Source organism: Plantactinospora endophytica (assembly GCF_016862915.1).
GTDB lineage: Bacteria > Actinomycetota > Actinomycetes > Mycobacteriales > Micromonosporaceae > Plantactinospora > Plantactinospora endophytica.
The window spans coordinates 65,849-92,330 of the sequence record NZ_BONW01000039.1; the positions used below are offsets into that span (position 1 = coordinate 65,849).

Genomic DNA, 26,482 nt, shown 5'->3' on the forward strand with positions numbered 1-26,482 from the left:
TATGGCGGCGGTGTATCTCGTCCGGGTCGATGCGGCTATCTAGACTCGCCGGATGGGCAATCGCAGGGCGACGGCGGCACTCTGGGGAGTCTTCGGCGTCGTCGCGGTGGTCTCGTCGGTGCTCGTGCTGCGCCGGCCCGACTGGGAACGCCTCTCCGACCTGCACATCTACTACGGTGCCATCCGCCACCTGCACGACGGCCGGCCACTCTACGACTTCGTCGCCGAGAACGGCGGCCCGTTCACCTATCCACCCTTCGCCGCCCTGGTCCTCTCGCCGATCGGCCTGCTGCCCGAGGGCGTCGTCCAACTGTCCTGGCTGGTGGCGACCTGCGCGGCGATCGCCGCCATCGCCGTCGCGGTCGGCGGCGCCGTCACCCCGGCACGGCACCGGCGACCGCTGGTGGTCGCGGCGATCGCCTGCGCGCTGATGCTCTCCGCGCCGGCCCAGAGCAACCTGCGGTTCGGCCAGGTCAGCGTCTTCATCGTGCTGCTCGCCCTGGTCGACGGGATGGGACTGACCCCGGCCCGCTACCGGGGCGTACTGGTCGGCATCGCCGCCGCCGTCAAGCTGACCCCGCTGCTGTTCGTGGTCTTCTTCCTGCTCGCCCGCCGTTGGCGGGACGCCGGCCGGGCGGTAGCCGCCTTCGTCGGCTGCGCCCTGGTCGGCGCGGTAGCGCTGCCGGCGGACAGTTGGACCTTCTGGACCGGAACCTTCCTGAACACCTCCCGGGTCGGCAACCTCGCCTCGCTCGGCAACCAGTCCCTGCACGGCATGCTGCTGCGGATCGGCGCGGACGGCGAGACGTTCCCGCTGCTCTGGGCCGCTCTGGTGCTGGTCGTCTGCGGTACGGCACTGCTGCGGGCGCGGCAGCTCGAACACTCCGACCGGTCGGCGCACGCGGCCGTGCTGGTCGGCTGCGCCACGGTGGCGGCCTCGCCGGTCTCCTGGACCCACCACCAGATCTGGCCGGTGCTGGCCGCGATGCTGCTGGTCGGGGCGTACGGGGTGGCCCGCCGGGTGGCCGGCGCGGCGTTGCTGGTCGTGATGGTGCTGTCGCTGGGTGCACTGCTCAGTCCGGTCTCGATGACTCCGGGACTCCAGTTCCTCTTCGAGAACTCCCGCTCGCTCGCCACGATCACACTGTGCCTGGCCGGATTCGGCGGCATCACGGTCGCGGCGGTCGCCGCCGGTCGGCGTACCTCCACGGCCCGGAGTTGGCTGCGGGTGGGTGTCGCCGCCGTGGCTGCGGTCGCGTTCTTCGCCGTACAGCCGCTGCCGGCGGGGGCGGATCCGACCTTCAAGGCGTACTCGATGGCCGACGTGCACAACCCCCGGTACTTCTTCGTCTGCCGGGGCGCCGCCGACTGTGCCGACTTCGGCGGTGGTGCGCCGATCACCTTCGGGGTCACCGCCGAGAAGACCAAGGTACGGGTGAACGGAGTGGTCGACGCCAGGGTGGCCCGGCTGGAGTACCAGTCCGCGCCGGGCGGAGCCGCCCGGACGATTCCGCTGCTGGAGGTCTATCCGGGGCAGTGGCTGTTCTCGTTCCGCTCGGCGAACCTCTCGCACGGGCGGCTGACCGCCTTTTCCGCGGACGGCAGCCCGATCGCGGCGTACACCGAGGAACTTGCCGTCGGGTGACGACCCGATCGCCGCGCGTGCAGGGCATCCGGAGCCCTCGACCGGCGGCCGGGGTCCGGTCAACTCGGGATGTTAACGTGGCGCCCGGATCACGACGGCGGCACGGAGACCAGGCCGGTCACCGCCCCGACCGTCGTCGGCCGGCCGGACAGCACCGGCACCGCCGACGTTGCGCGACGGTGCGGGTCGATCACTCCCAGTGGCGGGCGGGCGTCACCAGGCTTCGCAGGAAGGGCCTTTGGATTGTCGGTTTTCACGCGCCGTCGTCGTAACCCGACCGATGGACCGCCGGGAACGGCGGACGCCCCGAGCACCGACGCCGACGCGCAGCGCCGACCGGACGACCAGGGTACCCACGACCCCGCCGGCCCGGCGAACACCGCCGCCGGTACGGCTGACAACGGCACCCCGGACGCCACCGCGCCGACCCCTGCCACCACGGACCCGAACAGCGGCACCGACCCGGACGCCAGGACTGACCCGGACGGCAGAACTGTCCTGGGCAGCGGCACCGATCCGGACGGTGGCACCGACCCGGGCAGTAGGACTGACCCGGACGGTGGCGCCGGCCCCGACGGTGGCGCCGGTGCGAGCGACGGTGACCGTGAGGGCGACGGTGACGGTGGCGGGCGGAGGCGCGGCCGGATCCGGACCGTCGCGGGCTGGCTGACCAGCGTGCTGGCCCTGCTGCTGGTCGCCTTCGCCATGTTGGCGCCGAACCAGCTCAGCCTCTTCACCCCCTGGGTGTTCCTGCGGCTGCCGGTGGAGGCGCTGCTGGTGGTCGCGCTGGTGCTGCTCCTGCCGACCTGGGGACGCCGGGCGGTGGCGGTGCCGGTCGGGCTGCTCCTCGGCCTGCTGGCCATCGTGAAGGTCGTCGACATGGGCTTCTTCGCGGTACTGGCCCGACCGTTCAACCCGGTCTTCGACTGGATCTCCTTCGAGGCCGGCACCGACTTCGTCGAGCAGTCGTACGGCCGGACCGGCGCGATCGTCGCGGTGGTCGCCGCCGGGCTGCTGGCGGTCGGCCTGCTCGTCCTGATGACGTTCTCGGTGCTCCGGCTGACCCGCCTGGCGGTCCGGCACCGCCGGGCGACGACGCACATCGTGTCGGCCCTCGGCGCGACCTGTGTGGTCGGCGCGGTGCTCGGCGTGCAGATCGTCCCGGACGTGCCGGTCAGCACGCTCACCTACGACCGGGTACTCCAGGTCCAGGCGGCCCTGCGCGACCAGGAGGTCTTCGCCGCCGAGGCCCGGATCGACGCGTTCGCCAACGTACCCGGCGAGCAGTTGCTGACCGGGCTGCGCGGCAAGGACGTCGTACTCGCCTTCGTCGAGAGCTACGGCCGGACCGCGGTCGAGGATCCCTTCTTCGCCCGGGAGGTCGGTGCCACCCTCGACACCGGATACACCCGGCTGCGCACGGCCGGGTACGCGGCGCGCAGTGGCTGGCTCACCTCGCCGACCTTCGGCGGCGGAAGCTGGCTGGCCCACGCCACGCTGCTCTCCGGACTCTGGATCAACAACCAGCAGCGCTACACCCATCTCACCTCCAGCGACCGGATGACCCTCAACCGGGCCTTCCAGCGGGCCGACTGGCGCACCGTCGGAGTCATGCCGGGTGTCACCCAGACCTGGCCGGAGGGGACGTTCTTCGGCTACGACGAGGTGCACGCCTCGAAGGAACTCGGCTACCGTGGCCCACAGTTCAGTTGGGCCCAGATGCCGGACCAGTACACACTCTCCGTCTTCGAGCAGCGCGAGCACGCGAAGCCGGACCACCCGCCGGTGATGGCGACGATCCCGCTGGTGTCGAGCCACGCACCGTGGACGCCGATCCCGGAACTCATCGGCTGGGACCAGCTCGGTGACGGCTCGATCTTCGGGCCGATGGCCGAGACCGGCGAGTCGGCGGACGACCTGTGGCAGGACAGCGACAAGGTACGCACCCAGTACCGGCGCGCCGTCCAGTACTCACTCGACACGGTCGTCTCCTACCTCGAACGGTACGGCGACGACGACATGGTCTTCGTCTTCCTCGGTGACCACCAGGCCAGCCCGATCGTCACCGGCGAGAACGCCAGTCGGGACGTACCGATCACCATCGTGGCCAAGGATCCGGCCGTGCTGGACCGGATCTCCGGGTGGAACTGGCAGGACGGCCTGAAGCCCGGCCCGGCGACCCCGGTCTGGCAGATGAGCGACTTCCGGGACAAGTTCCTCACCGCCTTCGGGTCGTAGTACCCGGCTTGCTGTCGCGCCGGGCCGACGAGATCGCCCCCCCGCGATCGTCTGGCCAGCCCGGTTCGGCTCGGTTCGGCCCGTCCGGTCACCGTGCCGGGTGTCCGGGTCATCCGGCGCGCGGCGGGTGTGCCAGGTGCGCGCCGGAAGTCCGGCGGGTGTCGGTGCCCGCCGCTACGATCGTCGGGCCCGCGCCAGCGTGCCGGCCGATGCCGGACCGATGAGGGTTCGCCACGTCTGGCGACAAGGCTCTGACCAGCATTCGGAGGTTTCCCACCATGCTCGACGGCACCGCTCTGACGCTGACCACCGTCAACCTGAGCGCGCCGGACCCGAGGGCGCTGGCCCACTTCTACCGGCTCCTGCTCGGCTGGGAGATCACCGAGGAGGAGCCGGACTGGGTGCTGATGCGCAACCCGGCCGGGGGAGTGGGGCTGGCCTTCCAGACCGAGTCGCCGTACGCCCGGCCGAGCTGGCCGGCGGGTCCCGGTGACCAGCAGATGATGGCGCACCTGGAGATCCGGGTCGACGACCTGGAGCGTGCTGCGGCGCACGCCGTGGCCTGTGGTGCGACCCGAGCCGACCACCAGCCCCAGGGCGATGTCCTCGTACACCTCGACCCGGCCGGCCACCCGTTCTGCCTCTACCTGGGCTGACCGGGGCCGCCGGTCGCAGCAAGCCGGCGACGACAGGAGTCGGCCGGTCAGTCCGTCATTCGGCCAGGTGGTCAGTCGGCCAGGCGGGCTGGGAAGCCGCCCGTGGCGACCGGGCCCCAACTGTCGATGGTGACCCGGATCAGCGACTTGCCCTGTCGGCGCATGGCCTCGCGGTACTCGTCCCAGTCCGGGTGCTCGCCGGAGATGCACCGGAAATACTCGACCAGCGGCTCCAGCGCCTCCGGCAGGTCGAGTACCTCGGCGGTGCCGTCGACCTGCACCCAGGGCCCGTTCCAGTCGTCGGAGAGGACGCAGACCGAGACCCGGGGATCCCGGCGGGCGTTTGTCGCCTTCGCCCGCTCCGGGTACGTCGAGACGACGATCCGGCCGTCGGTGTCGACGCCGCAGGCTACCGGCGAGGACTGTGGCCGGCCGTCCGGCCTGGTCGTTATCAGGATGGCGCGGTGCCGAGGGCGGAGGAAGTCGAGCAGTTCCGGCCGGTCGACTCGGGTGTTGGTGGCGATGCTGCGGGTCATTGATCGTTTCTACCAGCCGGGGTCGGGACGGCCGACCGGGAGGCGGGTCTGGGTCCGCCTCCCGACCGGCCGGGCATCATGGGCCGCCGGCAGCCGGGCATCACGGGCCTCCCGCCGGCCTGGCATCACGGGCCGCTAACCGACCGGGCATCGCGGGCCGTCGAGCGGCCGTCCGGTGACCGGGGGTCGGGCCTCACTCGAAGACGGCCGAGCCGGTCTGCCGGCTGCGGATCCAGTCCCAGTCCAGCGTCACGCCGAGGCCGGGACCCTCCGGTACGGTCAGGCAGCCGTCGGAGTCGATCGAGTCGAGGTCGTCGGCGTAGCCGTCGGCGTACACCCGGTAGTGCCGGCTCTTCGGGTCGAGGCCGGGGGCGACCAGGGCCAGCTCGTAGTAGTTGGTGTTCCGGATCGCCGCCATGCAGTGCCGCTGGGCCGGCCCCGAGGCGTGGATCTCGCAGTCCAGCCCGAAACCCTCGGCGGCGTGCGCGATCTTCATGACCCCGGTGATGCCGCCGTCGTAGTCCGGGTCGGCCCGGACGAAGTCGGTGCCGTCCGCGACGATCTGGTCGACGTGCGCCTCCAGTCCTCGGACGTGCTCGCCGAGCAGCAGCGGGGTCCGGATCAGTTGTCGCAGTTTGCGGTGCGCGAACGCGGAGACGCCGCCGTCCCGGTACGGGTCCTCGTACCAGAGATAGTTCGCCTCGTCGCAGGCCCGCCCGACCTTGAGCGCCTCGGCGAAGGTCTGGTACTCGCAGGCCGGGTCCAACATCAGGTCCATCGCCGGACCGACCGCCTCCCGGGTGGCGAGCACGGTGGCCACCTCCCGGGCGATGTTCCCGCCGCTCCAACCGTGGATCTTGAACGCCGGATAGCCCATCTCCCGGCACCGCACCGCGAAGTCGGCGAACGCCTGCGGGCTGTCCAGCCCACCGTTGGAGTCACCGAAGTACGTCGAGGCGTACGCCGGCAGCTTCCGCCGGTACGTGCCGAGCAGCGCGTGGATCGGCGCACCGAGGCTCTTGCCGGCGATGTCCCACAGAGCGATGTCGATCGGACTGACCCCGAACCGGTCGTTCTTGCGCAGCGCCCGCTTGAGGTCGTTCCAGATCAGTTCCCGGTCCAGCGCGTTGCGGCCGATCAGGTAGCGGGCCACCATCGCCACCTGGGTACTGGACACCCCCTTGCCCCCCTGCGACCAGGCGTACTCGCCGGTGATCCCGGCGTCGGTCTCGATGGTGATGACGTAGCCGGTGTTCCGCGCCTCGGCGCCCGGCTGGTAGACCGGGTTGAAGCCGGTCGCGTCCCGGCCCAGGTCGGGCATCGTCCATTGCAGTTCGTGCGTGACCACCCGGCGGATCCGCAGGTCGTCGCCCATCACCGTTCCTCGCTTCCCGCCACTCGCCAGTCCCACCAGTTCATTCGCCGACCACGTCAGACGCTCGCCGGTCCCGCCGGTTCGTTCCCCGGTCAATCCGCTCGCGCACCGGTCCCACCAGTTCGATCCCCGCCACCTCGGTCGCTCACCAGTTGAGCGCCACGTACTTGGTCTCGGTGTATTCGAGCAGGCCGTCCCGGGCGCCCTCCCGACCCAGCCCACTCTGCTTGACCCCGCCGAACGGCGCGGCCGGATCGGAGACCAGACCCCGGTTGATCGCCACCATCCCGCTCTCCAGCCGGTCCGCGACCGCCAGGCCGCGCGCCAGGTCCCGGGTGTAGACGTACGCGGCGAGGCCGTGCTCGGTGTCGTTGGCGGCGGCCACCACCTCGTCCTCGGTGCGGAACGGGATCACCCCGGCGACCGGCCCGAAGACCTCCTCCCGGGCCAGGCTCGCCTCGGCGGCGACGCCGTCCAGCACCGTGGGCGGATAGAAGTAGCCGGGACCGGGCAGCGGCGTGCCGCCCAGCACGACCCGGGCACCTCCGGCGACCGCCTCGGTCACCAGCCGGTCCACCTTGGCCACGCTGCGCCGGTCGATCAGCGGGCCGCAGCCGGTCTCCGGGGCCGTACCCGGGCCGACGGTCAGCGCACCCATCCGGTCGGCGAGGCCGCCGACGAACCGCTCCCGTAGCGCCTCCTGGACGTAGATCCGGTTCGCTGCCGTACATGCCTGGCCGCCGTTGCGCATCTTGGCGATCATCACGCCGTCCAGCGCGTCGTCGAGGTCGGCGTCGTCGAAGACGATGAACGGCGCGTTGCCGCCCAGCTCCATCGAGCACTTCAGCACCTGGTCGGCCGCCTCCTTCAACAGCAGCCGGCCGACCTGCGTCGAGCCGGTGAAGGAGAGCGCCCGGACCCGGGGGTCGTGCAGCATCGCCGAGACCACCGGCCCGGGGTCGCTGGTGGTGACCACGTTGACCACCCCGGCCGGTACGCCGGCGCCGTGCAGGATCTCCGCGATCGCGTACGCGGTGAGCGGGGTCTCGGCGGCCGGCTTGAGTACCACCGCACAGCCGGCGGCCAGCGCGGGTGCGATCTTGCGGGTGGCCATTGCCGCCGGGAAGTTCCACGGCGTGACCAGCACCGCGACGCCGATCGGCTGGTGCTGCACCAGGATCCGGTTGGTGCCGCCGGGCGCGACGCTGACGTCGCCGACGATCCGGACGGCCTCCTCGGCGTACCAGCGGAAGAACTCGGCGGCGTACCGCACCTCGCCGTGCGCGTCCGGCAGCGCCTTGCCGTTCTCCAGCGAGATCAGCGCCGCGAGTTCGTCCTCACGCTCGATCATCATCTGGTAGCAACGGCGCAGGATCTCGGCCCGCTCCCGGGGCGGCCGGGCGGACCAGCCCGGCCGGGCGGTCGCGGCGGCCTCGACGGCGAGCAGGGCGTCGGCCGGCTCCGCGTCCGCGACCGAGGTGATCGGCTGCTCGGTGGACGGGTCGACGACGTCCAGCCGCCGTCCGTTCCGGGCGGGCCGCCAGCCGCCGTCGACGAAGAGGTCGGTACAAAGTGCGGTCAGGTCGGTCGTCATCGGGCTTCCTCGCCTCCGCTGGTGGACGGGTTGGTGCCGGTGCCGGCCGGCTCGGGGAGCAGCGAGGCCAGGTCTCCGGCGTACGCGGCGCCGACGATCCGGCGCAGCTCGGTGGGATCGAGCGGGCGGGGGTTGTTCTGCACCAGCCGGGCGGCGGTCATGCCCTGCTCGGCCGCCCAGTCGAGCCGGTCGGCGGACAGTCCCAACTCCGCCAGGTCACGGGGGATGCCGACCGCGCCGAGCAGTTCCGCCACCCGGTGTACGGCGGCCCGCGCCCGCCCGGCGGGATCCGCGCCCGGCTCGTCCGGTACGCCGAGTGCCGTGGCGACCTCGGCGAACTCGGCCACCCGGGCGGGCAGGTTGTACGCCATCACGTACGGCAGCAGCGCACCCACTCCGGCGCCGTGCGGGGTGTGCGTCACCGCGCCGATCGGGTACTGGAGGGCGTGCGCGGCGGCGGTGCCGGCGGTGCCGAGCGCGAGCCCGCCGTAGATCGCGGCCAGGTGCAGCTCGTGCCGGGCGGTCCGGTCCGCGCCGTCGGCGTCGGCGGCGACCAGGCTCCGCCCGATCAGCTCCATCCCGGCCAGCGCGAAGCTGTCGGTCAGCAGCGACTTGCCGACGAAGACCCGCTCGGTGCCGAGCGTCGGGGTGGCCGCCCGGCGCACGGCGGTGAACGCCTCGACGCAGTGCGTCAGCGCGTCGGCGGCGGCGTGCGCGGTCAGCGGCCGGGGACAGGAGTAGGTCAGCTCCGGGTCCACCAGTGCGGTGTGCGGGATCAGGTGCGGGCTGGAGATCCCGACCTTCATCTCCCGGTCCGGGTCGGCCAGCACCGCCACCGGGGTCACCTCGGAGCCGGTGCCGGCGGTCGTCGGTACGGCGACCACCGGCAGCGCCGGGCCGGGCACCTTGAACTCGCCGTAGTAGTCCCGGGGCTGCCCGCCGTGCACCAGCAGCATCGAGACCACCTTGGCGTGGTCGACGCAGCTACCACCGCCGATCCCGACCACCACGTCGACCGGGACACCGGCCAGTCCGGCGACGCAGTCGGCGATCGTCGGCGTGGGCAGTTCCGCCTCGACCCCGGCGAAGACCCGTACCGTCACGCCGCAGTCGCGCAGGTCGGCGACCATCTCCCGGAACTCCGGCTGTTCGGCCATCCGGCCGTCGGTGCAGACCAGCGCGTTGCCGCCGAGCGAGGCGACGATCCGGCCCAGGCCGTGCCGCTGCCCCGGGCCGAAGACGATCTGCCGGGGCCCGCGGATCAGCCCGTACGGGTCGCCGGGTCCATCCGGCCCGGGTCCGGCCGCCGGGCCGGCTGGGGTTTGCACAGTACTCACCGTTCGCTCTCCGCCTTCTCGGTCGTGCGGCCATACGTTGCGCCACCGTGCGCCGTGTCGTCATGCGCGGCGTCGTGATGCGCCGTGTCCTGGTGCGCGGCCTCGTCGTGCGCCGTGTCGTGGTGCGCGGCGTCGTGTGTCGCGCTGTCGTCGTCCGGATCGGGTGTCGCGTCCTGGTGCAGGGCCGACAGGTGCTGCCAGACCTCGTCGGCGACCTCGACGCCCTGTGTCAGGGTCAGCTCGTTGCGCCGCCGGGACCGGTCGCCCGGTACCTGCACCGGAATCTCACCGCTCGGCTCGGTGTCCCGGACCGCCTGGAGGTACGCCCCGATCGAGTCGCGCACCGCCTCCGGCGGCCGGTCGAAGACGATGAAGAGGTCGCCCTTGCTGCTCGGCTGGTCCGAGTCGAGGGTGCCGCGTACCGCCGTGCCGGTCTCCGAGGCGGTCAGGGTCGCGACCAGCACCTCCAGGGAGAGCGCCAGCGCATACCCCTTGGCGTCGCCGAACGGGGCGATGGAGCCGCCGGTCGCGGCCCGGGCGTCGGTGGTCGGCTCGCCGGCCGCGTCCAGCGCCCAGCCCGGGGGCAGCGGCAGGCCCCGGTTGGCGTAGTCGTGGATCTTGCCCATCGAGACCAGTCCGGTGGCCATGTCGAGGACCAGCGGCTCCGGCCGGGCGGGCACCCCGATCGCGATCGGGTTGGTACCGATCATCGCGTGCCGGCCGCCCCACGGATGCACCAGCGCCTCGCTCGTGCAGGTCGCGATCGCCACCTGCCCGGCCCGGGCGACCTGCTCGACGTACCAGCTCAGCATGCCGAGGTGGTTGTTGTGCCGGATCACCGCGGCGGCAACCCCGGTGGTCCGGGCCCGCTCCCGCACGGCGTCCAGGGCCGACATCGCCACCACCGGCCCGAGCCCCTGCTCGCCGTCCACCCGGAGCAGCGCGGTACCGGCCCAGTCGTGCCGGCCGGTGGCCCGGGGATCCGCGACCCCGCCCCGGATCCGCTCGACGATCCGGCGCAGCCGGAGTACGCCGTGCGACGGGTGCCCGCGCAGTTCGGCCGCGATCAGCAGGTCCGACTGCAACCGGGCGGCCGGCCCGGGTACGCCGTGCGCGTGCAGGATTTCGCGGACCATCCGGCGGAGCCGGGTGACCTCGACGAGAGCCATGAACGTTGCTCCGAATCGTCGTTGCGGTTCGTCGACCGTGTGCGGCACCGACGGGCGGCCGGCCCGTCGGCGCCCACGGCGGTCAGGAGGCTCCGGTGGGGGCGAACTCGTTGCTGAACCACGTAGCCGGGTCCTTGCCCGCCGCGATCAGGCCGGCCTTGACCAGTTCGTCGTACGTCCGCTGCCAGGCGGCGGGGTCGGTCTGCACCAGCTTGTCGGCACCGCCGGCCTGCCAGGAGTCGACGTAGACGTCCATCGCCTGCTGGGTCACCTTCTGGTCCTTCAGGCTGGGGATGTCGTACTTGCCGGAGGTGATGCACTTCTTCGTCTCGGCGTACCCGTTGGCCTTGTCCGCGATGATCGCCTTCATCGCGGCGGCGACGCCGCGCAGGAACCGGCGGATCTGGTCGGCCTTGGCCGCGTCCTTGACGTTGGCGGTGGAGGTGACGTAGTTGTTCGAGCCGGCCGAGGTGACCGTCGACGGGTCGAAGACCACCGCGTCCGGCTGCTGGCTCTGCAAGGTGAACGCGGTGTCCAGGGAGACCACGTAGCCGTCCAGCTTCTTCGTCTCGACCAGGTTGAAGACCGCCGGGGTCAGCCCGACCACCTGCCGCTTGAGCGCCTCCGGCTTCAGCCCGGCGGAGGAGAGCACCAGGTCGAGGGTGACCTTGGTGGAGCCGCCGGTCGAGCCGACGCCCATGGTCTTGCCGTTCAGCGAGGCCGCCGAGTCCAGCGGACGGTCCTTGTGCGAGACGATCCGCAACGTCGAACCGCCCTTCTGCACCGCGCCGACGTTGACGATCGGCGCCCCGGTCTCGATCGACTGCATCGTGTCGGTGTCGCCGGGCCGGACCAGCAGGCCGGTGCCGGCCAGGATGGCCTGCACCCCGGCCGGGGCGCCGTTGATGTACTGGAACTCGACGTCCAGGCCCTCCTTGGCGAAGTGCCCGCAGGTCTGCGCGACCAGTTCGGCGGCCCAGGTCAACCCGGCCGTCGGTACGTTGGTCAGGAAGGTGACCTTCTGTAGCCCCTCCTCGGTGGTGCCGCTCGCGTCGGAACCGCCGCAGGCGGTCAACGCCAGCACGGCGCTCAGGCCGACGGCGGTGCCGGCCCGGAACAGGTGGCCCCGCCGCCGGGCCGCCCGGGCGCCGAAGTGCTCCAGCACGGTCATTTTCGGTCTTCCTCTCAGCTAGCCGAGGCGGTTCGAGCCGGCCCGCGCCGGTACCCACGCTCCGGGTGGGTCCTCAGCCGCCTGTGCACCCTGAACCCTTGTCATCGGGGCGCCACAGCGCTAGCCTCCGTTCCGACATGCGGAACTCCAGCTCATCCCTGCTCCGGGCACTCTCCCTGCTCGACGCGTTCGACAAGGGTGACGGCGAACTCACCCTGACCGAACTCGCCGACCGGGCCGGCCTGCCCAAGTCGACCGCGCACCGGCTGGTCGGCGACCTGGTCCGGTGGCGGGCGCTGGAGCGTACGCCGGACGGGCTGCGGCTCGGGATGCGACTGTTCGAACTCGGTCACCTGGTGCCGTCGCCGCGCGAGCTGCGGGACATCGCGCTGCCGTACCTGGAGGATCTGCACACCACCACCCGCAAGACGGTGAACCTCGCGGTGCGGGACGGGATCGACATCGTCTACGTCGAGAAGCTGCTCGCGCCGAACGAGCCGGTGCCGCACTCCCGGGCCGGTGGCCGGCTGCCGATGCACTGCACGGCGCTGGGCAAGGCGATCCTGGCGTACTCGCCGCCGACCCTGCTGGACGAGGTGGTCGCCGCCGGGCTGCGCCGGATGACGCCGAAGACCATCCAGGACCCGCGTGCGCTCCGTACCGAGCTGGCCGCCGTACGGGAGCGGCGGATCGCGTACGACGTCGAGGAGTCCCGGATCGGGCTGCACTGCGTGGCGGCGCCGCTCTTCGACCGCCGGGGCGAGGTGGTGGCCGCCGTCTCGGTGACCGGGATGCAGAGCCGCTCCACCGCCCGGCACCTGGCCCCCGCCGTGCTGACCGCCTCGCTGTCGCTCTCCCGCCAACTCGGCGCCTGACCGGCGGGCCACCGCAGCCGGCTGCGCGGTGCTGGTGTCGGTGGCGATGGTCAGCGGGTCCGGGGGAACGGCGAGCCGCGCTCGCCCGGATAGCGGCCGAGCGCCTCCTCGTCGACCAGCACGCCCAGCCCCGGCCGGGCCGGCAGGCTCGCCCGGCCGTCCGCCAGGACCGGGCCGCCGCGCAGCACGCCGTCCCGGAACGGGTTCTCGACCGTGCCGTCCGCCTCGAAGATGCCGGCGCCGCCAGCGGCGGAGAGCAGGTGCAGGGTGGCCGCGTGGTTGAGCGCGCTGTGCGAGATGTGCGGGGCGAACCGCAGGCCGGCGGCCCGGGCCAGCGCCGCGATCCGCAGCGCCTCGGTGATCCCGCCCACCCGGCTGACGTCCGGCTGCACCACGTCCAGGGCGCCCCGGTCGATCCAGTCCGCGAACTCGTGCGCGCCGCCGAGGTTCTCCCCGGCCGCGACCGGCACCAGGCCGCGGGCCCGCAGCGCCGCGAACCGGGCCGGGCTGCCCGGCGGGTACGGCTCCTCCAGCCACTCCACGCCCAGCTCGGCCAGGGCCGGCGCGACCCGGGCCACGTCGTACCGGTGGCCGAGGTTCGCATCGACCATTATGGACAGTTCGTCGCCGAAGACCTCCCGCACGTGCCGGACCCGGGCCAGGTCACGTTCCGGGGAGTCGCCGATCCGAAGCTTGACCGCCCGCCAGCCCAACCGCTCCCGCATCCGCCGGACCTCTCCGGCCAGCTCGTCCGGCGGCTGGAAGCCGAGCGTGAAACCGCCGCCGTACAGTGCGAAGTCGGTGACCGAGCCACCGAGCAGCCGGTACACCGGCTCGCCCCGCACCTTGCCCCAGGCGTCCCACATGGCGATGTCGATCCCGCTGAGCGCCAGCAGGAAGCCGCCGGACATCCCGGCGGAGAGGACGAACCGGTCGAACGTCTCCCGGTTGACGTCCACCGTCTCGTACGGCTCCCGACCGACCACCACCTCCCGCATCGTGCTGTTGACAATCTCGGCGACGGCGGTGCCGGCGTGCCCGTGGAAGGACTCGCCGTAGCCGACCGTCCCGTCCTCGCACACCACCCGGACCAGTACGACGTCGCGGCGCAGGGCGCTGCCGAGGCTGAGCGGACGGGGACGGTCGTCGAACCGGTAGCTCACAACGCGGGCGTCGAGTGCGGTGATACGGGGCACGTGGACTCCTCGATGATCGGTGGCTTCTACCGACGGCAGCCAGCCGCCGGATCGTGCCGGTGGAGGTCAGCCGCCCGGGGCGTACCGGCGGTGGTCAGGCGCCCGGGCTGTGTCAGCGAGGTTCAGCCGCCGACCGGGTGGGCCCGGACGGCGTCCTCGTCGGGGGTGCAGCCCCAGCCGGGGCCGGTGGGCAGCAGCAGGTCGCCGTCGACGATCCGGGGTACCTCGGTGAAGACCTCGTCGCGCCACGGCACCCCGTCGACGTCGTACTCCAGCACGGCGAGGTTCGGCACCACCGCCGCGAGCTGGGCACTCATGCAGGTGAGCAGGTGACCGGCGTAGTTGTGCGGCGCGATGTTCAGGTCGTACGAGTCGGCCAGCTCGGCGATCCGGACGGCCTCCGGAAAGCCGTTCCAGGCCACGTCCACGATCGGCACGTCCATCGCGCCCGCGTCGAGGAACGGCCGGTACGCCCGGGCGCCGTAGAGCGCCTCGCCGGAGGCGATCCGGACCGAGGTGTGCCGGCGGGCGTGCACCAGTGGCAGCGGTGCGAGGGTGTCCACCTCCAGCCAGGAGAGGTCGGCCGGTTCGAGTGCCCGGGCCAGCCGGCCGATCCCCTCGCCCTTGACGTTGAAGTTGACGTCGAGCAGTACCTCGACGTCCGGTCCGGCGCCCTCCCGGAAGGCCGCCACGACGTCGACCACGTTCCCGACGAACCCAGGTGTCAGCTCCAGCCCGGGAAAACCCTCGCCACCCCAGGCGGGCAGCCGGAGCACGATCTGGCTGCCGTCGTACGCCATCAGGTTGGTCTTGAGAGCGCGGAAGCCTCGGGACCGGACCTCCGCGCCCAGTTCCCGGACGTCGTCGAGATCGCGCAGCGGGGGCGTGCCGAGCGCCTCGGACATCCGGATCCGGCCCAACCCGCAGTGCGACCAGTAGAGCGGGATCCGGTCCCGCACCGCACCGCCGAACAGCGCGTGCACCGGTACGTCCAGCGCCCGCGCCGTTACGTCCAGCGCGGCGTTGACGATCGCGCCCACGGCACGCTGGGCCAGCCCGCCGGCCACCTCCCGGACCGCCGACTGCAACGTCGCCTCCAACAGCCGGATCCGGCGGGGATCCGCGCCGACCACCCGGCGGCCCAGCCGGGCGACGACCTCGCCGAGCGCGACGCTGCCGAGCTGGTTGTCGGTGTACTCGGCCCAGCCGGTGACACCGGAGTCGGTGGACATCTTCAGGAACGACCAGACCCGTGTGCCGGCGGCACAGTGCAGGCTCTCCAGTGCGGTGATCCGCACGTCTGCGACTCCTCGTCTCGGCCCCGAACGGGTTCGGGGGAGCGGTCAGGACCTCGGGGCGTTCCGGTCGTCGAGCCACCGGGTCGGGTCCGCCCCGCCGCCGAGCAGTCCGGCCGAGACCAGTTCCTGGTAGGTCGAGGTCCACCGCGACGAGTCGGTGGAGACCGCCGTCTCGATGCCGCCGGCGGTCCAGGTCGCGACGTACGCGTCCAGGGCCGCCCGGGCGACCTCCGGGTTGCCGAACGACGGCACCTTGTACTTCCCGCTGATCAGCTTGATGGTGTCGGCATAGCCGTCGGCCTTGTCCTCGGAGATGAACCGCACCGCCGACTTGATCGCCCGCAGGTACCGCTGGATCTCGTCCTGCCGGGCCGGGTCCTTCGCCTGCTCAGTCGAGGTGACGTACGCCTGCGTGCCGGCGGCGGTGTACTGCGACGGGTCGAGCAGCACCGCGTCGTCCGGATGGTCGGCCTGCACCTGCAACGCGGTGTCCAGCGAGGTCATGTAGCCGTCGAGACGGCCGTTGAGCACCAGGTTGAAGGTACCGGCGCTGAGCGCGGCCACCTGCTGCTTCACGTCGGTCAACTTCATCCCCTGCGAGGCCAGCACCAGCACCAGGATGCCCTCGGTGGTGCCGCCGAGCGCGGACTGGCCGATGGTCTTCCCGCGCAGGTCGGCGGCGTTGGTGATCGGGTTGCGCTTGCTGGAGATGATCCGGATCGTGGTGCCGCCCTTCTGCACCGCGCCGACGTTGACGATCTGGGCGTTCTTGTCGGAGATGCTGCGCATGATGTCGGTGTCGCCGGCCCGGGTGAGCAGCCCCTTGCCGGACATCACCGCCGCGACGGCCGGCGGGGTGCCGTTGATGTACTGGAACTTCACGTCGAGCCCCTCGGCCTTGAAGTAGCCGTTGGTGTCGGCGACGAGTTCCGGGGCGTAGGTCAGGCTCTCCAGCGGCAGCGTGTTCAGGTAGGTCACCTTCTTCAGCTCACCCGCCGACGATCCCGGCTCCGATCCGCCGCCGCAGGCCGGCAGGGCAAGGCTGGTGGCGAGCACCACGGCCAGGGCCGCCCGCCCGCCGTACCGGCGCCGCGATCCGGTGTGGCGGGTGGGGGACCCGGTGCTCCCGGAGGAGAATCCGATGTCCTCGGTGGGGGACCCGGAGTTCTCGGCGGGGGATCCGGTGTTTCCGGCGGGGGACGAGGAGGATCTGGTGTCGCCGGAGAAGATCGACTTCCTGAGCATGGAATCTCCTAGACGGATGTCCGGACGCCGGCTCCGCCTACGGCGGCGGTCCGCCGGAAACGCGGCTCCGCGTACGGCGGTGGTCCGCCGGGCGGGCGGTCAGCGGATGTCCGGTGGCTGAGGGTGGGGTTCGGCCCGAGTCCGATGGTGCTTGTCGAGCACGCTCGCAGTCGCTTCCGACCCCGACAAGGCGCGGTTCCGGTATGCGGCACGCGGTCGGTTCGCTCGGCAGGGGTCGGGGGTCAGGGTGCCGTCGATCGCGCGACCCGCGATCGGTCTCCGCGTGCCGCGCCGGGCTCGGCGCCAGCATCCGCCAGCATCCGCCAGCATCCGCCGGTGTTCCGGTGGCAGGGCGCGCTTGACCGTCACCAGGTCGGTTCCGGCGGAATGGTGGCTCGGTGGCCCGGTGTTTCCGTGTTTTCGGTGTTCCGGCCGCCGGGTGGCTCAGGCGCCGGCCACGGATCGGCTGCCGCCGGTGGCCGCCTTGAGCGCCCGCAGCACCGAAAGCTCCGACCCGGTCGGCGGTTCACCGGTACGCAGATCGTCGGCGACCCGGAGCGGCCAGCCCGTCGCCGCGCTGGCCTGCTCGACCGTGGCGCCCGGATGCAGTTCGGTCAGCACCAGCTCCTGGGTGGCCGGGTCGGGCCGGAGTACGCCGAGGTCGGTGATCACGACCTGTGGACCGGCTCCGCGCAGCCCGAGCCGCTCCCGGTCGCCGGAGCCGGTGCCGTACCCGAACGAGGTGACGAAGTCGACCCGCTCGACGAACGAACGCGGACTCTGCCGCATGATGACGATGACCTCGCGGCAGGAGGCGGCGATCTCGGGTGCCCCGCCGGCACCGGGCAGCCGGACCTTCGGATCGCCGTAGTCGCCGCCGATCGCAGTGGTGTTGATGTTGCCGTACCGGTCGAGTTGGGCGCCGCCGAGGAATCCGACGTCGATGTTGCCGGGCTGGAGCCAGTAGTTGAAGACCTCCGGCACGCTGACCACCGCGTCGGCGGTGTCGGCGAGGATGCCGTCGCCGATCGAGAGGGGCAGCCGGTCCGGCTTGGCGCCGAGGCAACCGGACTCGTAGATGAGTACCAGCCGGGGGGCGTGGGTCGCCCGGGCGAGGTTCGCGGCCGTGCTCGGCAGGCCGATCCCGACGAAGCAGGCCGTGCCGTCCCGCAGTTGCCGGGCGGCGGCGACGGTCATCATCTCGTCGGCGCTCCACTCCGCGCTCATCGCCGCCCCTTCCCGGGCCGATCGTTGCGTTCGCCGCGCTCGCTCATGCGTTCCTCCGGGCGTCGAGGACGTGCTTGTGCATCCAGGCGGTGAAGCTGTCCCGGTCGCGGCTGATCGCGTCCCATGCCTGGTAGAAATCGTTGTCGCGGACGGAGTAGCCCTGTGCGTAGGACGGGTGCGAGCCGCCGGGGGCGAGCGCGACGGCGCTGACGGCCCAGGTCGGCAGGACCACCTGGGTGGGCATCGGCTCCAGGGTGTCGACGATCTCCTCGACGGTGACCAGTGACCGCCTGGCGGCGAGCACCGCCTCCTTCTGCACGCCGGTGATGCCCCACATCTGCACGTTGCCGGCCCGGTCGGCGCGCTGGGCGTGCACGATCGCGACGTCCGGGTTCAGCGCCGGCACGGCGGTCAGTACCTCGCCGGTGAACGGGCAGGTGATCGGCTTGATGGTGTCGGTGTGCCGGGGCAGGTCGGTGCCGGTGTAGCCGCGCAAGACCGCGAACGGCAGCCCGGACGCCCCGGCCACGTACCGGTTCGCCATTCCGGCGTGGCTGTGTTCCTCGATCTCCAGCGGGGCGGGCCAGCCCCGCTCCACCGCGTCCCGGAACCGGTGCAGCGAACCGACGCCCGGGTTGCCGCCCCAGGAGAAGACCAGCCGGCGGGCGCAGCCCATCCCGATGAGCTGGTCGTAGATGACGTCAGGGGTCATCCGGACCAGTTCGAGGTCGCGCCGCCGCTGCCGGACGATCTCGTGGCCGGCGGCGAACGGAATCAGGTGGGTGAATCCCTCCAACGCCACGGTGTCCCCGTCGTTGACCAGTTCGGCCACACCCTCGGCCAACGAGACGATCTCAGCCATCCGTCCCCAGTCTCCTGATCGCGCGTCGTCGCCCTGCCGAGCGGTGACGGCCGACGGGCGCAGTCGTTCGTTTTGCGTACGCCTGTTCTTAGAACGAACGTAGCGTGACCCGTCCGGCCCCGTCAACGCCGCCGGCACGGCCACGGGATTTTCGCCGCCGCCGTGGCCGTGCCGTCAGATCGTGTGGGAGAGCGCGAGCGCGCCACCGTCGACCGGGAACACCGCGCCGGTCATGAAGCTCGACGCGGGCGAGGCCAGCAGCAGCGCAAGGCCCTTGATCTCCTCCGGATCCGCCATCCGGCCCAGCGGGATCGTCCGGGCCCAGGTCGCCTCCGCCTCGGCGGACCGGGGCCGCTTGCCGCCGATGTTGGTGCGGAACGGGCCGGGCGCGATGGCGTTCACCCGGATCTGGTCCGGGGCCAGGTCCAGCGCGGCCTGCCGAACCACGTTGACGATCGCGGCCTTGGAGGCGACGTACGGGTAGCCGACCATCGGGTCCGCGCGCAGCCCGGCGGTGGACGCCGTGACGACGATGCGCCCGGAGCGCCGGGGGCGCATCACCGCGGCGGCGGCCCGCATCGTGTTCAACGCGCCGGTGAGGTTGACCCCGATCACCCGCTCCCAGTCGTCGAGCTGGACCCGTTCCAGTCGCCGGGACTCGTCGTCGGTACGCGGTGCCCCCGCGATGCCCGCGTTCACGAAGGCGACGTCGAGGCCGCCGAACCGGGCGGTCGCCGCCTCGACCGTCGCCCGCACCGCCGAGGCGTCCGCCACGTCGCAGAGCGCGTGCTCCACCGTGCCGCTCCGGCCGGCGAGCCGGTCGGCGAGTTCCCGTAGCGGGTCGGCATCCCGGTCGACCAGGGTGACCACCGCGCCCGCGTCGACCATCGCCTCGGCGATGGCCTGACCGAGCCCGCTGGCTGCCCCGGTGACCAGGACGTGTCGGTCCCGGATGTCGAAAACCCGCCCGAGGTACGCCTCCCGGCCGTTCGTCCCGGTCGCGTCGTCGTGTGCTGTCACGGCTGGCTCCTCACTCGATTTCCTGCTGAAATCCCGCTGTTCCGTCGGGTGGCTGACCGAACCCGTTCGACGACCGGGAAGCGCGCACGCCGGGGTGGACGTCGCGCCGGACGCGCTCGCGGCTGGCCTCGGTGTTCGGCCGATCCTGCGAACGCCTGTCCGGGGCGCCCCGGGCAGGCCGCGCGGTCGCCGGTACGTCGGTAGGCGACGGCCGACCGGGGCGCGGGCGCACCGTACCTCCGCCGACCCGGATCCGAACAGGTCTGGCGCTCCGGACGAGTCGACCTTGGGTGTCGAGCCATCGACGGAGATGGTGTAGATCAACGCGGTGTGAGCGGAGCGTGACCGGTGCGTGGCCTACTCGGATGTTCGGTCAGCCCAGGGGATGGCCAGATGAACCGTTGACGGCATGTCGTGACGCGGATAACGTCCGTAACACGTCCGATACGAGCACAGTCGTTCGGATGCCGCACAAGTGGGTTTGGTGACGGTCGGTCACCTCGGGGCCGAGCGTACTCGTCCCGGCCGTAGTCGGCCGGAGCGCTTTGCGTGATATCAGGGCTACTCAATAGGAGACGGCATGACCAGTTCGGTTGACGAGACCCGGGGGACCCCGTTCGGTCTCCGGACCCGACGCGGATTCCTCGGTGCGGTGGCCCTGGGCGTCGGGGCGACGGTGCTCTCCGCCTGCGGGGACGACTCTGCGGGTGCGGGCGGCGACGGCGACGGCGGTACGACCGACGTCACCTTCCTCAGCATCATCCCGGTGGCCAGCATTTCGATGTCGCCGGAACTGCTCGCGGACACCGGTGGGCACTTCAAGAAGCACGGCCTGAACGTCAAGCTCCAGGTGACGCAGGGCTCGCCGCCGGCGATCCAGACGGTGCTGGCCGGGTCCGCCCTGATCACCAAGATCGGTGACATCGAGACGATCACCGCGATCTCGGACAAGAACGCGCCGTTGGTGAACCTGGGCGGGGTGGAGAAGCAGGGCCTGCTGCGCTTCATGTCGAGCAAGCGGAAGCCGTTGGAGAAGCCGGAGGACTTCCGGGGCGTGACGATGGGTCTGCCGTCGACTGGTGGTACGAGCGAGAAGACCCTGGATCTGGTGCTGGCTTCGGCGGGTATTCCGAAGGATTCGGTGAAGCGGCAGGTGGTGGGGCTGGCGCCGGGCGTCTTCGAGTTGGTGAAGTCGGGGCGGATCGACGGGTACATCGTCTCGTTGGACACCTCGCTGTCGGTGCTCGCCCAGCAGCCCGACGCGGTGGCGTTCGCGCCAAGCTCGGTGGTCTCGGCGGGCGTGCAGCTCTACGCGACCTCGAAGCAGCAGAGCGAGGACCCCGGCAAGCAGGACCAGATCCGGCGATTCCTCCAGGCGATCGCCGACGCGATCAGGTTCATGGTCGACGACGAGAAGAACGGCTTCAAGGAGACGATGCGGCTGATCGGGACGAAGTACGACGTCCCGTCGTTCAAGGACCAGGCGGTCGCGGTGGAGGCGCTGAAGCTCTTCGTGAAGTCGTGGACCGTGGACGGACCGGACAAGGTCGTCCAGACGAACGCCCAGAGTTGGCAGGCCACCTACGACCTGATGGTGAAGTCGCAGCTCGTGGCCGGCGGGAAGGACCCGTCGGCATGGATGACCGACAAGTTCGCTCCCACCGCGGCCTGACGGCCCAGCGGACCGCCGCGCACGTCGGCAGGCGGTACTCCGACCCATTCCGCCACCCATCGGTGGCCGGCGATACATCCAGGGATCGATGAAGATGACACAGAAGGCAACGGTGCAGGACGGTACCGACGATACGGCGGTCGTGGATCCGTCGCGGTCGGGGCTGGGGCCGGTGGAGCTTGAGCTTGCCGGAGTGAACAAGGTTTATCAGGCGCGACGCGGTCGGGTCGAGGCGTTGTCTGATGTGAATCTGTCGATCCGGCGGGGTGAGTTCATTTCGTTGGTGGGTCGGTCGGGCTGTGGCAAGACGACGTTGTTGCGGATTCTGTCGGGGTTGTTGCCGCCGTCGTCGGGATCGGTGACGGCGAACGGGCAGTCGATCTGGCGGGGTTCGGCGCGAAACGACGAGGCGTTGCAGCAGGTCGGTCTGGTGTTCCAGGAGGCGAACCTCTTCCCGTGGTTCAACATCAGCGACAATATTTCGTTGCCGTTGAAGTTGCGGGGAGTGGACCGGAAGGCGCGGGCGGCGCGGGCCGAGGAGCTGTGTGAGCTGGTCGGGCTGCGGGGGTTCGAAGGGGCGTATCCGCGGGAGTTGTCCGGGGGTATGCGGCAGCGGGCGGCGATCGCGCGGGCGTTGAGTTCGCGGCCGTCGATCCTGTTGATGGACGAGCCGTTCGGTGCCCTGGACGCGTTGACGCGGGACAAGATGAACCTCGAGTTGCAGTCGATCCATGCGGCGACGGGGGCGACCGTCGTGTTCGTGACGCACTCGATTTCGGAGGCGGTGTTCCTGGCGGACCGGGTGGTGTTGTTGACGCCACGGCCGGGTCGGATCCGGTCGGTGACACCGGTGTCGTTGGCGCGACCGAGGTCGGCGGACACGGAGGCGTCGGTGGAGTTCCAGCAGATCGTGCGGGGGCTGCGGGTGGAACTGGATGAGGAGTCCTGATGGGTGAGCGTGAGGGTGTGGGTCGCTGGTTGCCGTGGATCAGTTCACCGATCCTGCTGGTGTTGTTCCTCGGGGTGTGGCAGTTCGCGGTGTCGGTGGTGGGGGTGTCGGAGTTCATCCTGCCGGCGCCGTTGAAGGTGGGTGAGTCGCTGGTCGGGATGTTGGACGAGCCGGCGACGTGGGCGCACGTCCGGGTGACGTTGTTCGAGGTGTTGCTCGGGTTCGTGATCGCCCTGTTGGTGGGTACCGCGTTGGGTGCGGTGTTGGGTCGAATGGTGTGGTTGGAGCGGGCGGTCCAGCCGGCGATGGTGGCGTTCCAGGTGGTGCCGAAGGTGGCGTTGGTGCCGATCTTCGTGATCTGGTTCGGGTTCGGGATGACGTCGAAGATCGTGATGGCGGTGATCCTGGCGTTCTTCCCGATCATGTTGAACGTCCTGCTCGGGGTCCGGTCGGTGGACCGGGGGCATCGGGACGTGATGCGGGGGTTGGGGGCGTCGCGGTGGGCGACGTTCCGGGACCTGGAACTCCCGTCGACGTTGCCGTACATCTTCGCGGGTGCCGAGGTCGGGATCGTGTTCGCGGTGATCGGCGCGATCGTGGGTGAGTTCCTCGGCGGCAGTGAGGGGCTCGGATATCTGGTGGTGTCGAGTCTGAACTCGCTGGACGCGCCGACCCTGTTCGCGGTGATCGTGATCCTGGCGATCCTGGGCTCGCTGCTCTACCTCGCGGTCACCACCGCGAAACGGTTCATCATCCCCTGGCACGACTCCGTCGCCAAGCAGTAGTTCCAGCAAGCGGACGATCGGATTCCACAACTGGTCGCACCCGCCCGGTCCGTGTGTCTTCCTGACTGATCAGTCAGTCAGGAAGGCGACGGTCGGCCGGTTGCCGCAATGAGCCCGATGGGAAGGAGAGCGGTGGAAACTCCACTGCGAAGGTCGCGCCGATGCTGACCAGGAGCACCGTCTTCCGGGCCGGCGGCTGGCACCCGTCGGCGTCCGACCGCACCGTGACGCTGGTCGACCCGACCACGGAGGAGCCGCTGGGCTCGGCACCGTGGGGCGACGAGCAGGACGTCGACGCGGCGGTACGCGCCGCCAGGCAGGCGGTCGACACGGGGGAGTGGGGCCGGAGCACCGCCGCCGAACGGGCCGACGCGATGGACCGGTTCGGCACGGCGATCGAAGCCCGCGCCGACGAGCTGGCCCGACTGGTGAGCCGGGAGATCGGGCAGCCGATCGACGTCTCCCGGCGGTACAGCGTGCAGCGGCCCGTCGGCGTACTGCGCTACTACGCCGAACTGATCCGCCAACGGGCCATCGAGGAGGTACGCCCTGCGGTGATGCGCCCCGGCCACACCGTCGTACGCCACGAGCCGGTCGGCGTGGTCGGACTGATCGTGCCGTGGAACTATCCGCAGGCGCTCACCATGGCCAAACTCGCCCCGGCCCTGGCGGCGGGCTGCGCGGTGGTGCTCAAGCCGGCGGCCGAGACCTCGCTCGACGCGTACCTGCTGGCGGAGGCCGCCGAGGCGGCGGGGCTCCCGCCCGGGGTCGTCAACCTGGTGCCCGGCGGCCGGGACACCGGGGAGTTTCTGGTTCGGCACCCGGGCGTGGACAAGATCGCGTTCACCGGCTCGACGGCGGCGGGCCGCGCCATCGGGGCGATCTGCGGCGAACTGCTCCGGCCGGTCTCGCTGGAACTGGGCGGCAAGTCGGCGGCGATCGTGCTGCCGGACGCCGACCTCGACACCGTCGCCGGGCAACTGACCGTCGGCTCGTTCGGCAACGCCGGGCAGACCTGCTTCCTGCTCTCCCGGGTGCTGGCACCCAGGTCCCGGTACGCCGAGGTGGTCGACGCGCTGCGCGAGGTCGCCGACCGGTTCGTCCTCGGCGACCCGCTGGACGAACGCACCACGATGGGTCCGCTGGTCAGCGCCCGCCAACGGGATCGGGTCGCCGGTTACGTGGCGAGCGGCGTCGAGGACGGCGCCCGACTGGTCACCGGTGGGACCCGGCCGACCGGGCTCGACCGGGGCTTCTACTTCACCCCGACCGTCTTCGCCGACGTGGACAACCGGTCCCGGATCGCCCAGGAGGAGATCTTCGGCCCGGTGGTCTGCGTACTGCCGTACGACGGCGAGGAGCAGGCCGTCGCGCTCGCCAACGACTCGGCGTACGGGTTGGGTGGCAGCGTCTTCACCGCCGACCCGGAACACGGCCTGGCCGTGGCCCGCCGGATCCGGACCGGCACGATCGGGATCAACGGCTACGCGCCCGACGTCAGCGCGCCGTTCGGTGGCTACAAGGCCAGTGGACTGGGCCGGGAGAACGGCCCCGAGGCGATCGCCTCCTACCAGAACGTCAAGTCGATGTACGTGACCGCCGGCGAGCCGGCTCAAGCAGTTCGCCGTGCGCGGACGACAGGGATGGGGCGATGACAGCGACGGTGGAGAAACCCGACAGCGAGACGGTGGAACTCGAACGTGGCCGGCCGGTCGACCACGCCGAGCTGGCCCGGCGGGCGGACTGGATCCGGCTGCGCACGATAGACCTGATCGACCAGGCCGGCCTGGGCCACTACTCCAGCACCTTCTCCTGCGCGGAAATCTTCTCGGTGCTCTACTACCACAGCCTGCGGCTGCGCCCTGGCCAGCCGGACTGGGCGGACCGGGACCGGTTCCTGCTCGGCAAGGGCCACGTCGCCACCGGACTCTGGCCGGTCTACGCCGACCTCGGCTACTACCCGGCCGACTGGCTGGAGACCTTCGGGCAGATCGGCAGCCCGCTCAACGACCACCCGAACATGCGGCTCGCCCCGGGCGTCGACTTCAGCTCCGGGTCGCTCGGCCACAACCTCTCGGTCGGTCTCGGCATGAGCCTGGCCGGCCGGCTGACCGGGCGGGACTACCGCACCTTCGTACTCACCGGCGACGGCGAGATCCAGGAGGGACAGGTCTGGGAGGCGATCATGGCGGCCGGCCACTACCGCCTCGGCGGTGGGCTGGTCGCGATCGTCGACGCGAACGGCTTCTCCGGGCACGGCCCGACCTCCGACGCCATCAACATCGAGTCGGTGGCCGACCGCTTCACCGCGTTCGGCTGGCAGGCGGTCGAGGTGGACGGGCACGACGTGGCGGCGCTCTGCGCGACCTTCGACGCGTTGCCCCCGGTGGGCGAGGGGCGGCCGGTCTGCGTGGTGGCCCGGACCCGCAAGGGCAAGGGGCTGGCGATGATGGAGGAGTCGCCGCAGTCCTGGCACCTCGGCCACCTGACCCCGGAACAGCGCGACCGGGCTCGCGCCGAGATCGAAGCGAGGATGCGATGACCGACACCCAGGCGCCACCCGCGACCGGGCCGGACCCCGCCGCGCCGGACCCCGGTGCGCCGGAGTCGCAGGAGCAGATCGAGTCGCAGGAGCAGATCGAGGCGCGGCAGCAGCCGGAGTCGCGGGAGAAGATGGTCGACGTCTTCGCCGACGACAAGGGGCACACGCAGGCGAAGACCAACCCGGTCGGGGTGGAGATCGCCCGGCTCGCCGACGCCGACGACCGGGTGGTGGCACTCTCCGCCGACATGAGCGCGGTCCTGGCCGACCTGCGGGCGCGGCATCCGGAGCGGTACTTCGAGTTCGGCATCGCCGAGACCAACACCATCTCGGCGGCGGCCGGGATGGCTGCGGCCGGGCTGCGGCCGTACGTGCTGTCGATGGCGCCGTTCGGGGCGATCAAGTGTGCGGAGCAACTCCGTACCGACGTGGCGTACAACCACCTGCCGGTGCGGTTCGTGGCCCGGCTCTCCGGGCTGGCGATGGGGTTCTTCGGCACCAGTCACCACGCGGTCGAGGACGTCGCGATCGCGCGTACCCTGACCAACCTGACCGTGGTGGCCCCGGCGGACAGCAACGCCACCATCGGACTGCTGCGCTCCACTGTGGACCACGAGGGTCCGGTCTTCTACCGGATCAGCGAGGGCACCCTGCCGGTCTACCCGGAGCCGCCGACCTTCGAATACGGCAAGTGGGTCCAGGTCCGCCCCGGCACCGATTTGACCATCATCGGGTACGGCATCGGCGTCGGCCTCGCGCTGTCCGCCGCCGAGACCCTGGCGGCGGAGGGGATCGAGGCGGAGGTGCTCGACGCGGTCTACCTGAAGCCGTTCGACCGGGAAGCCCTGCTGGCGGCGGCCGGGCGCACCGGCAAGCTGCTCACCGTCGAGGAGCACAACGAGATCGGCGGGCTCGGTTCGATCGTCGCCGAAGTGCTCGGCCGGCACCGGGTACCAGCGGATCTCGACACCCTGGCGCTGCCCGACGTGGACCTGGAGGTCGGGGTGCCGGCCGCGCTGCACGCGCACTACGACCTCACCCCGGACGGCGTGGCCCGGCGGGCCCGGGCACTGGTCGGGGCCTGAGCCGG

General features: G+C 71.4%; 22 protein-coding genes. 10 read left to right on the plus strand and 12 right to left on the minus strand.

The window, feature by feature from the left end:
• Positions 1–52 precede the first annotated feature (52 nt).
• From Pen02_RS32020 to Pen02_RS32030, 3 genes are all read left to right on the plus strand, one after another.
• Positions 53–1,645, plus strand: a complete 1,593-nt coding sequence (locus Pen02_RS32020) for a glycosyltransferase 87 family protein (RefSeq protein WP_203869896.1) — start codon at positions 53–55, stop codon at positions 1,643–1,645.
• Between the two features lie 243 nt (positions 1,646–1,888).
• Positions 1,889–3,883, plus strand: coding sequence for an alkaline phosphatase family protein (locus tag Pen02_RS32025; protein ID WP_239141648.1), 1,995 nt, complete (start codon positions 1,889–1,891; stop codon positions 3,881–3,883).
• Positions 3,884–4,161: 278 nt separating this feature from the next.
• The gene (locus tag Pen02_RS32030; RefSeq protein WP_203869897.1) at positions 4,162–4,539 is read left to right on the plus strand and encodes a VOC family protein; all 378 of its coding nucleotides are present in this window, start codon (positions 4,162–4,164) and stop codon (positions 4,537–4,539) included.
• 71 nt (positions 4,540–4,610) lie between these two features.
• On the opposite strand, the gene Pen02_RS32035 is transcribed toward Pen02_RS32030, so the two are convergent.
• The 6 genes from Pen02_RS32035 to Pen02_RS32060 form a co-directional block, all read right to left on the minus strand.
• Positions 4,611–5,075, minus strand: a complete 465-nt coding sequence (locus Pen02_RS32035) for a PPOX class F420-dependent oxidoreductase (RefSeq protein WP_203869898.1) — start codon at positions 5,073–5,075, stop codon at positions 4,611–4,613.
• A 193-nt stretch (positions 5,076–5,268) separates the two neighbouring features.
• Entirely contained in the window at positions 5,269–6,450 is a 1,182-nt protein-coding gene (locus Pen02_RS32040) for an enolase C-terminal domain-like protein (RefSeq protein ID WP_203869899.1), read from the minus strand.
• Positions 6,451–6,595: 145 nt separating this feature from the next.
• Complete coding sequence (locus tag Pen02_RS32045; protein ID WP_203869900.1) at positions 6,596–8,044, minus strand: NAD-dependent succinate-semialdehyde dehydrogenase; 1,449 nt, start codon at positions 8,042–8,044, stop codon at positions 6,596–6,598.
• Positions 8,041–9,381, minus strand: a complete 1,341-nt coding sequence (locus Pen02_RS32050; RefSeq protein WP_203869901.1) for an iron-containing alcohol dehydrogenase — start codon at positions 9,379–9,381, stop codon at positions 8,041–8,043. The genes Pen02_RS32045 and Pen02_RS32050 overlap by 4 nt, the downstream gene beginning before the upstream one ends.
• Positions 9,378–10,550: an Ldh family oxidoreductase gene (locus Pen02_RS32055; protein WP_203869902.1), complete on the minus strand. Its 1,173-nt coding sequence runs from the start codon at positions 10,548–10,550 to the stop codon at positions 9,378–9,380. Before Pen02_RS32055 ends, Pen02_RS32050 begins: the two co-directional genes overlap by 4 nt.
• A gap of 82 nt (positions 10,551–10,632) precedes the next feature.
• Complete coding sequence (locus Pen02_RS32060; protein WP_203869903.1) at positions 10,633–11,721, minus strand: ABC transporter substrate-binding protein; 1,089 nt, start codon at positions 11,719–11,721, stop codon at positions 10,633–10,635.
• A 137-nt stretch (positions 11,722–11,858) separates the two neighbouring features.
• Between Pen02_RS32060 and Pen02_RS32065 the strand changes: the two genes are divergently transcribed.
• Positions 11,859–12,596: an IclR family transcriptional regulator gene (locus tag Pen02_RS32065; protein WP_203869904.1), complete on the plus strand. Its 738-nt coding sequence runs from the start codon at positions 11,859–11,861 to the stop codon at positions 12,594–12,596.
• A gap of 50 nt (positions 12,597–12,646) precedes the next feature.
• Here Pen02_RS32065 and Pen02_RS32070 read toward each other — a convergent pair whose 3' ends face one another.
• From Pen02_RS32070 to Pen02_RS32095, 6 genes are all read right to left on the minus strand, one after another.
• Complete coding sequence (locus Pen02_RS32070; protein WP_203869905.1) at positions 12,647–13,792, minus strand: mandelate racemase/muconate lactonizing enzyme family protein; 1,146 nt, start codon at positions 13,790–13,792, stop codon at positions 12,647–12,649.
• Positions 13,793–13,914: 122 nt separating this feature from the next.
• Positions 13,915–15,090, minus strand: a complete 1,176-nt coding sequence (locus Pen02_RS32075) for a mandelate racemase/muconate lactonizing enzyme family protein (RefSeq protein ID WP_203869906.1) — start codon at positions 15,088–15,090, stop codon at positions 13,915–13,917.
• 45 nt (positions 15,091–15,135) lie between these two features.
• The gene (locus Pen02_RS32080) at positions 15,136–16,335 is read right to left on the minus strand and encodes an ABC transporter substrate-binding protein (RefSeq protein ID WP_203869907.1); all 1,200 of its coding nucleotides are present in this window, start codon (positions 16,333–16,335) and stop codon (positions 15,136–15,138) included.
• Positions 16,336–16,779: 444 nt separating this feature from the next.
• Positions 16,780–17,562, minus strand: a complete 783-nt coding sequence (locus Pen02_RS32085) for a CoA-transferase subunit beta (RefSeq protein ID WP_203869908.1) — start codon at positions 17,560–17,562, stop codon at positions 16,780–16,782.
• Positions 17,563–17,605: 43 nt separating this feature from the next.
• Positions 17,606–18,424 (minus strand): CoA transferase subunit A, encoded by an 819-nt coding sequence (locus tag Pen02_RS32090; protein ID WP_203869909.1) that lies wholly within the window; start codon positions 18,422–18,424, stop codon positions 17,606–17,608.
• 174 nt (positions 18,425–18,598) lie between these two features.
• Complete coding sequence (locus Pen02_RS32095) at positions 18,599–19,444, minus strand: SDR family NAD(P)-dependent oxidoreductase (RefSeq protein WP_203869910.1); 846 nt, start codon at positions 19,442–19,444, stop codon at positions 18,599–18,601.
• 580 nt (positions 19,445–20,024) lie between these two features.
• Here Pen02_RS32095 and Pen02_RS32100 point away from each other — a divergent pair.
• The 6 genes from Pen02_RS32100 to Pen02_RS32125 all read left to right on the plus strand — a co-directional run bounded on the left by Pen02_RS32100 (position 20,025) and on the right by Pen02_RS32125 (position 26,477).
• Entirely contained in the window at positions 20,025–21,116 is a 1,092-nt protein-coding gene (locus Pen02_RS32100) for an ABC transporter substrate-binding protein (protein ID WP_203869911.1), read from the plus strand.
• Between the two features lie 88 nt (positions 21,117–21,204).
• Positions 21,205–22,065 (plus strand): ABC transporter ATP-binding protein, encoded by an 861-nt coding sequence (locus Pen02_RS32105; protein WP_239141650.1) that lies wholly within the window; start codon positions 21,205–21,207, stop codon positions 22,063–22,065.
• The gene (locus Pen02_RS32110) at positions 22,065–22,850 is read left to right on the plus strand and encodes an ABC transporter permease (RefSeq protein ID WP_203869912.1); all 786 of its coding nucleotides are present in this window, start codon (positions 22,065–22,067) and stop codon (positions 22,848–22,850) included. Before Pen02_RS32105 ends, Pen02_RS32110 begins: the two co-directional genes overlap by 1 nt.
• A 161-nt stretch (positions 22,851–23,011) precedes the next feature.
• Complete coding sequence (locus Pen02_RS32115) at positions 23,012–24,505, plus strand: aldehyde dehydrogenase (protein ID WP_239141651.1); 1,494 nt, start codon at positions 23,012–23,014, stop codon at positions 24,503–24,505.
• Positions 24,502–25,392: a transketolase gene (locus Pen02_RS32120; protein ID WP_203869913.1), complete on the plus strand. Its 891-nt coding sequence runs from the start codon at positions 24,502–24,504 to the stop codon at positions 25,390–25,392. The genes Pen02_RS32115 and Pen02_RS32120 overlap by 4 nt, the downstream gene beginning before the upstream one ends.
• Complete coding sequence (locus tag Pen02_RS32125) at positions 25,389–26,477, plus strand: transketolase family protein (protein ID WP_203869914.1); 1,089 nt, start codon at positions 25,389–25,391, stop codon at positions 26,475–26,477. Before Pen02_RS32120 ends, Pen02_RS32125 begins: the two co-directional genes overlap by 4 nt.
• Positions 26,478–26,482 lie beyond the last annotated feature (5 nt).

What these genes read in the sequence shown, in the direction of transcription:
- Pen02_RS32020 (WP_203869896.1), top strand. Translation starts at nt 53, where the DNA reads ATGGGCAATCGCAGGGCGACGGCGGCACTCTGGGGAGTCTTCGGCGTC.
- Pen02_RS32030 (WP_203869897.1), top strand. Translation starts at nt 4,162, where the DNA reads ATGCTCGACGGCACCGCTCTGACGCTGACCACCGTCAACCTGAGCGCG.
- Pen02_RS32035 (WP_203869898.1), bottom strand. Translation starts at nt 5,075, where the DNA reads ATGACCCGCAGCATCGCCACCAACACCCGAGTCGACCGGCCGGAACTG.
- Pen02_RS32040 (WP_203869899.1), bottom strand. Translation starts at nt 6,450, where the DNA reads ATGGGCGACGACCTGCGGATCCGCCGGGTGGTCACGCACGAACTGCAA.
- Pen02_RS32045 (WP_203869900.1), bottom strand. Translation starts at nt 8,044, where the DNA reads ATGACGACCGACCTGACCGCACTTTGTACCGACCTCTTCGTCGACGGC.
- Pen02_RS32055 (WP_203869902.1), bottom strand. Translation starts at nt 10,550, where the DNA reads ATGGCTCTCGTCGAGGTCACCCGGCTCCGCCGGATGGTCCGCGAAATC.
- Pen02_RS32060 (WP_203869903.1), bottom strand. Translation starts at nt 11,721, where the DNA reads ATGACCGTGCTGGAGCACTTCGGCGCCCGGGCGGCCCGGCGGCGGGGC.
- Pen02_RS32065 (WP_203869904.1), top strand. Translation starts at nt 11,859, where the DNA reads ATGCGGAACTCCAGCTCATCCCTGCTCCGGGCACTCTCCCTGCTCGAC.
- Pen02_RS32080 (WP_203869907.1), bottom strand. Translation starts at nt 16,335, where the DNA reads ATGCTCAGGAAGTCGATCTTCTCCGGCGACACCAGATCCTCCTCGTCC.
- Pen02_RS32085 (WP_203869908.1), bottom strand. Translation starts at nt 17,562, where the DNA reads ATGAGCGCGGAGTGGAGCGCCGACGAGATGATGACCGTCGCCGCCGCC.
- Pen02_RS32090 (WP_203869909.1), bottom strand. Translation starts at nt 18,424, where the DNA reads ATGGCTGAGATCGTCTCGTTGGCCGAGGGTGTGGCCGAACTGGTCAAC.
- Pen02_RS32100 (WP_203869911.1), top strand. Translation starts at nt 20,025, where the DNA reads ATGACCAGTTCGGTTGACGAGACCCGGGGGACCCCGTTCGGTCTCCGG.
- Pen02_RS32105 (WP_239141650.1), top strand. Translation starts at nt 21,205, where the DNA reads ATGAAGATGACACAGAAGGCAACGGTGCAGGACGGTACCGACGATACG.
- Pen02_RS32110 (WP_203869912.1), top strand. Translation starts at nt 22,065, where the DNA reads ATGGGTGAGCGTGAGGGTGTGGGTCGCTGGTTGCCGTGGATCAGTTCA.
- Pen02_RS32115 (WP_239141651.1), top strand. Translation starts at nt 23,012, where the DNA reads ATGCTGACCAGGAGCACCGTCTTCCGGGCCGGCGGCTGGCACCCGTCG.
- Pen02_RS32120 (WP_203869913.1), top strand. Translation starts at nt 24,502, where the DNA reads ATGACAGCGACGGTGGAGAAACCCGACAGCGAGACGGTGGAACTCGAA.
- Pen02_RS32125 (WP_203869914.1), top strand. Translation starts at nt 25,389, where the DNA reads ATGACCGACACCCAGGCGCCACCCGCGACCGGGCCGGACCCCGCCGCG.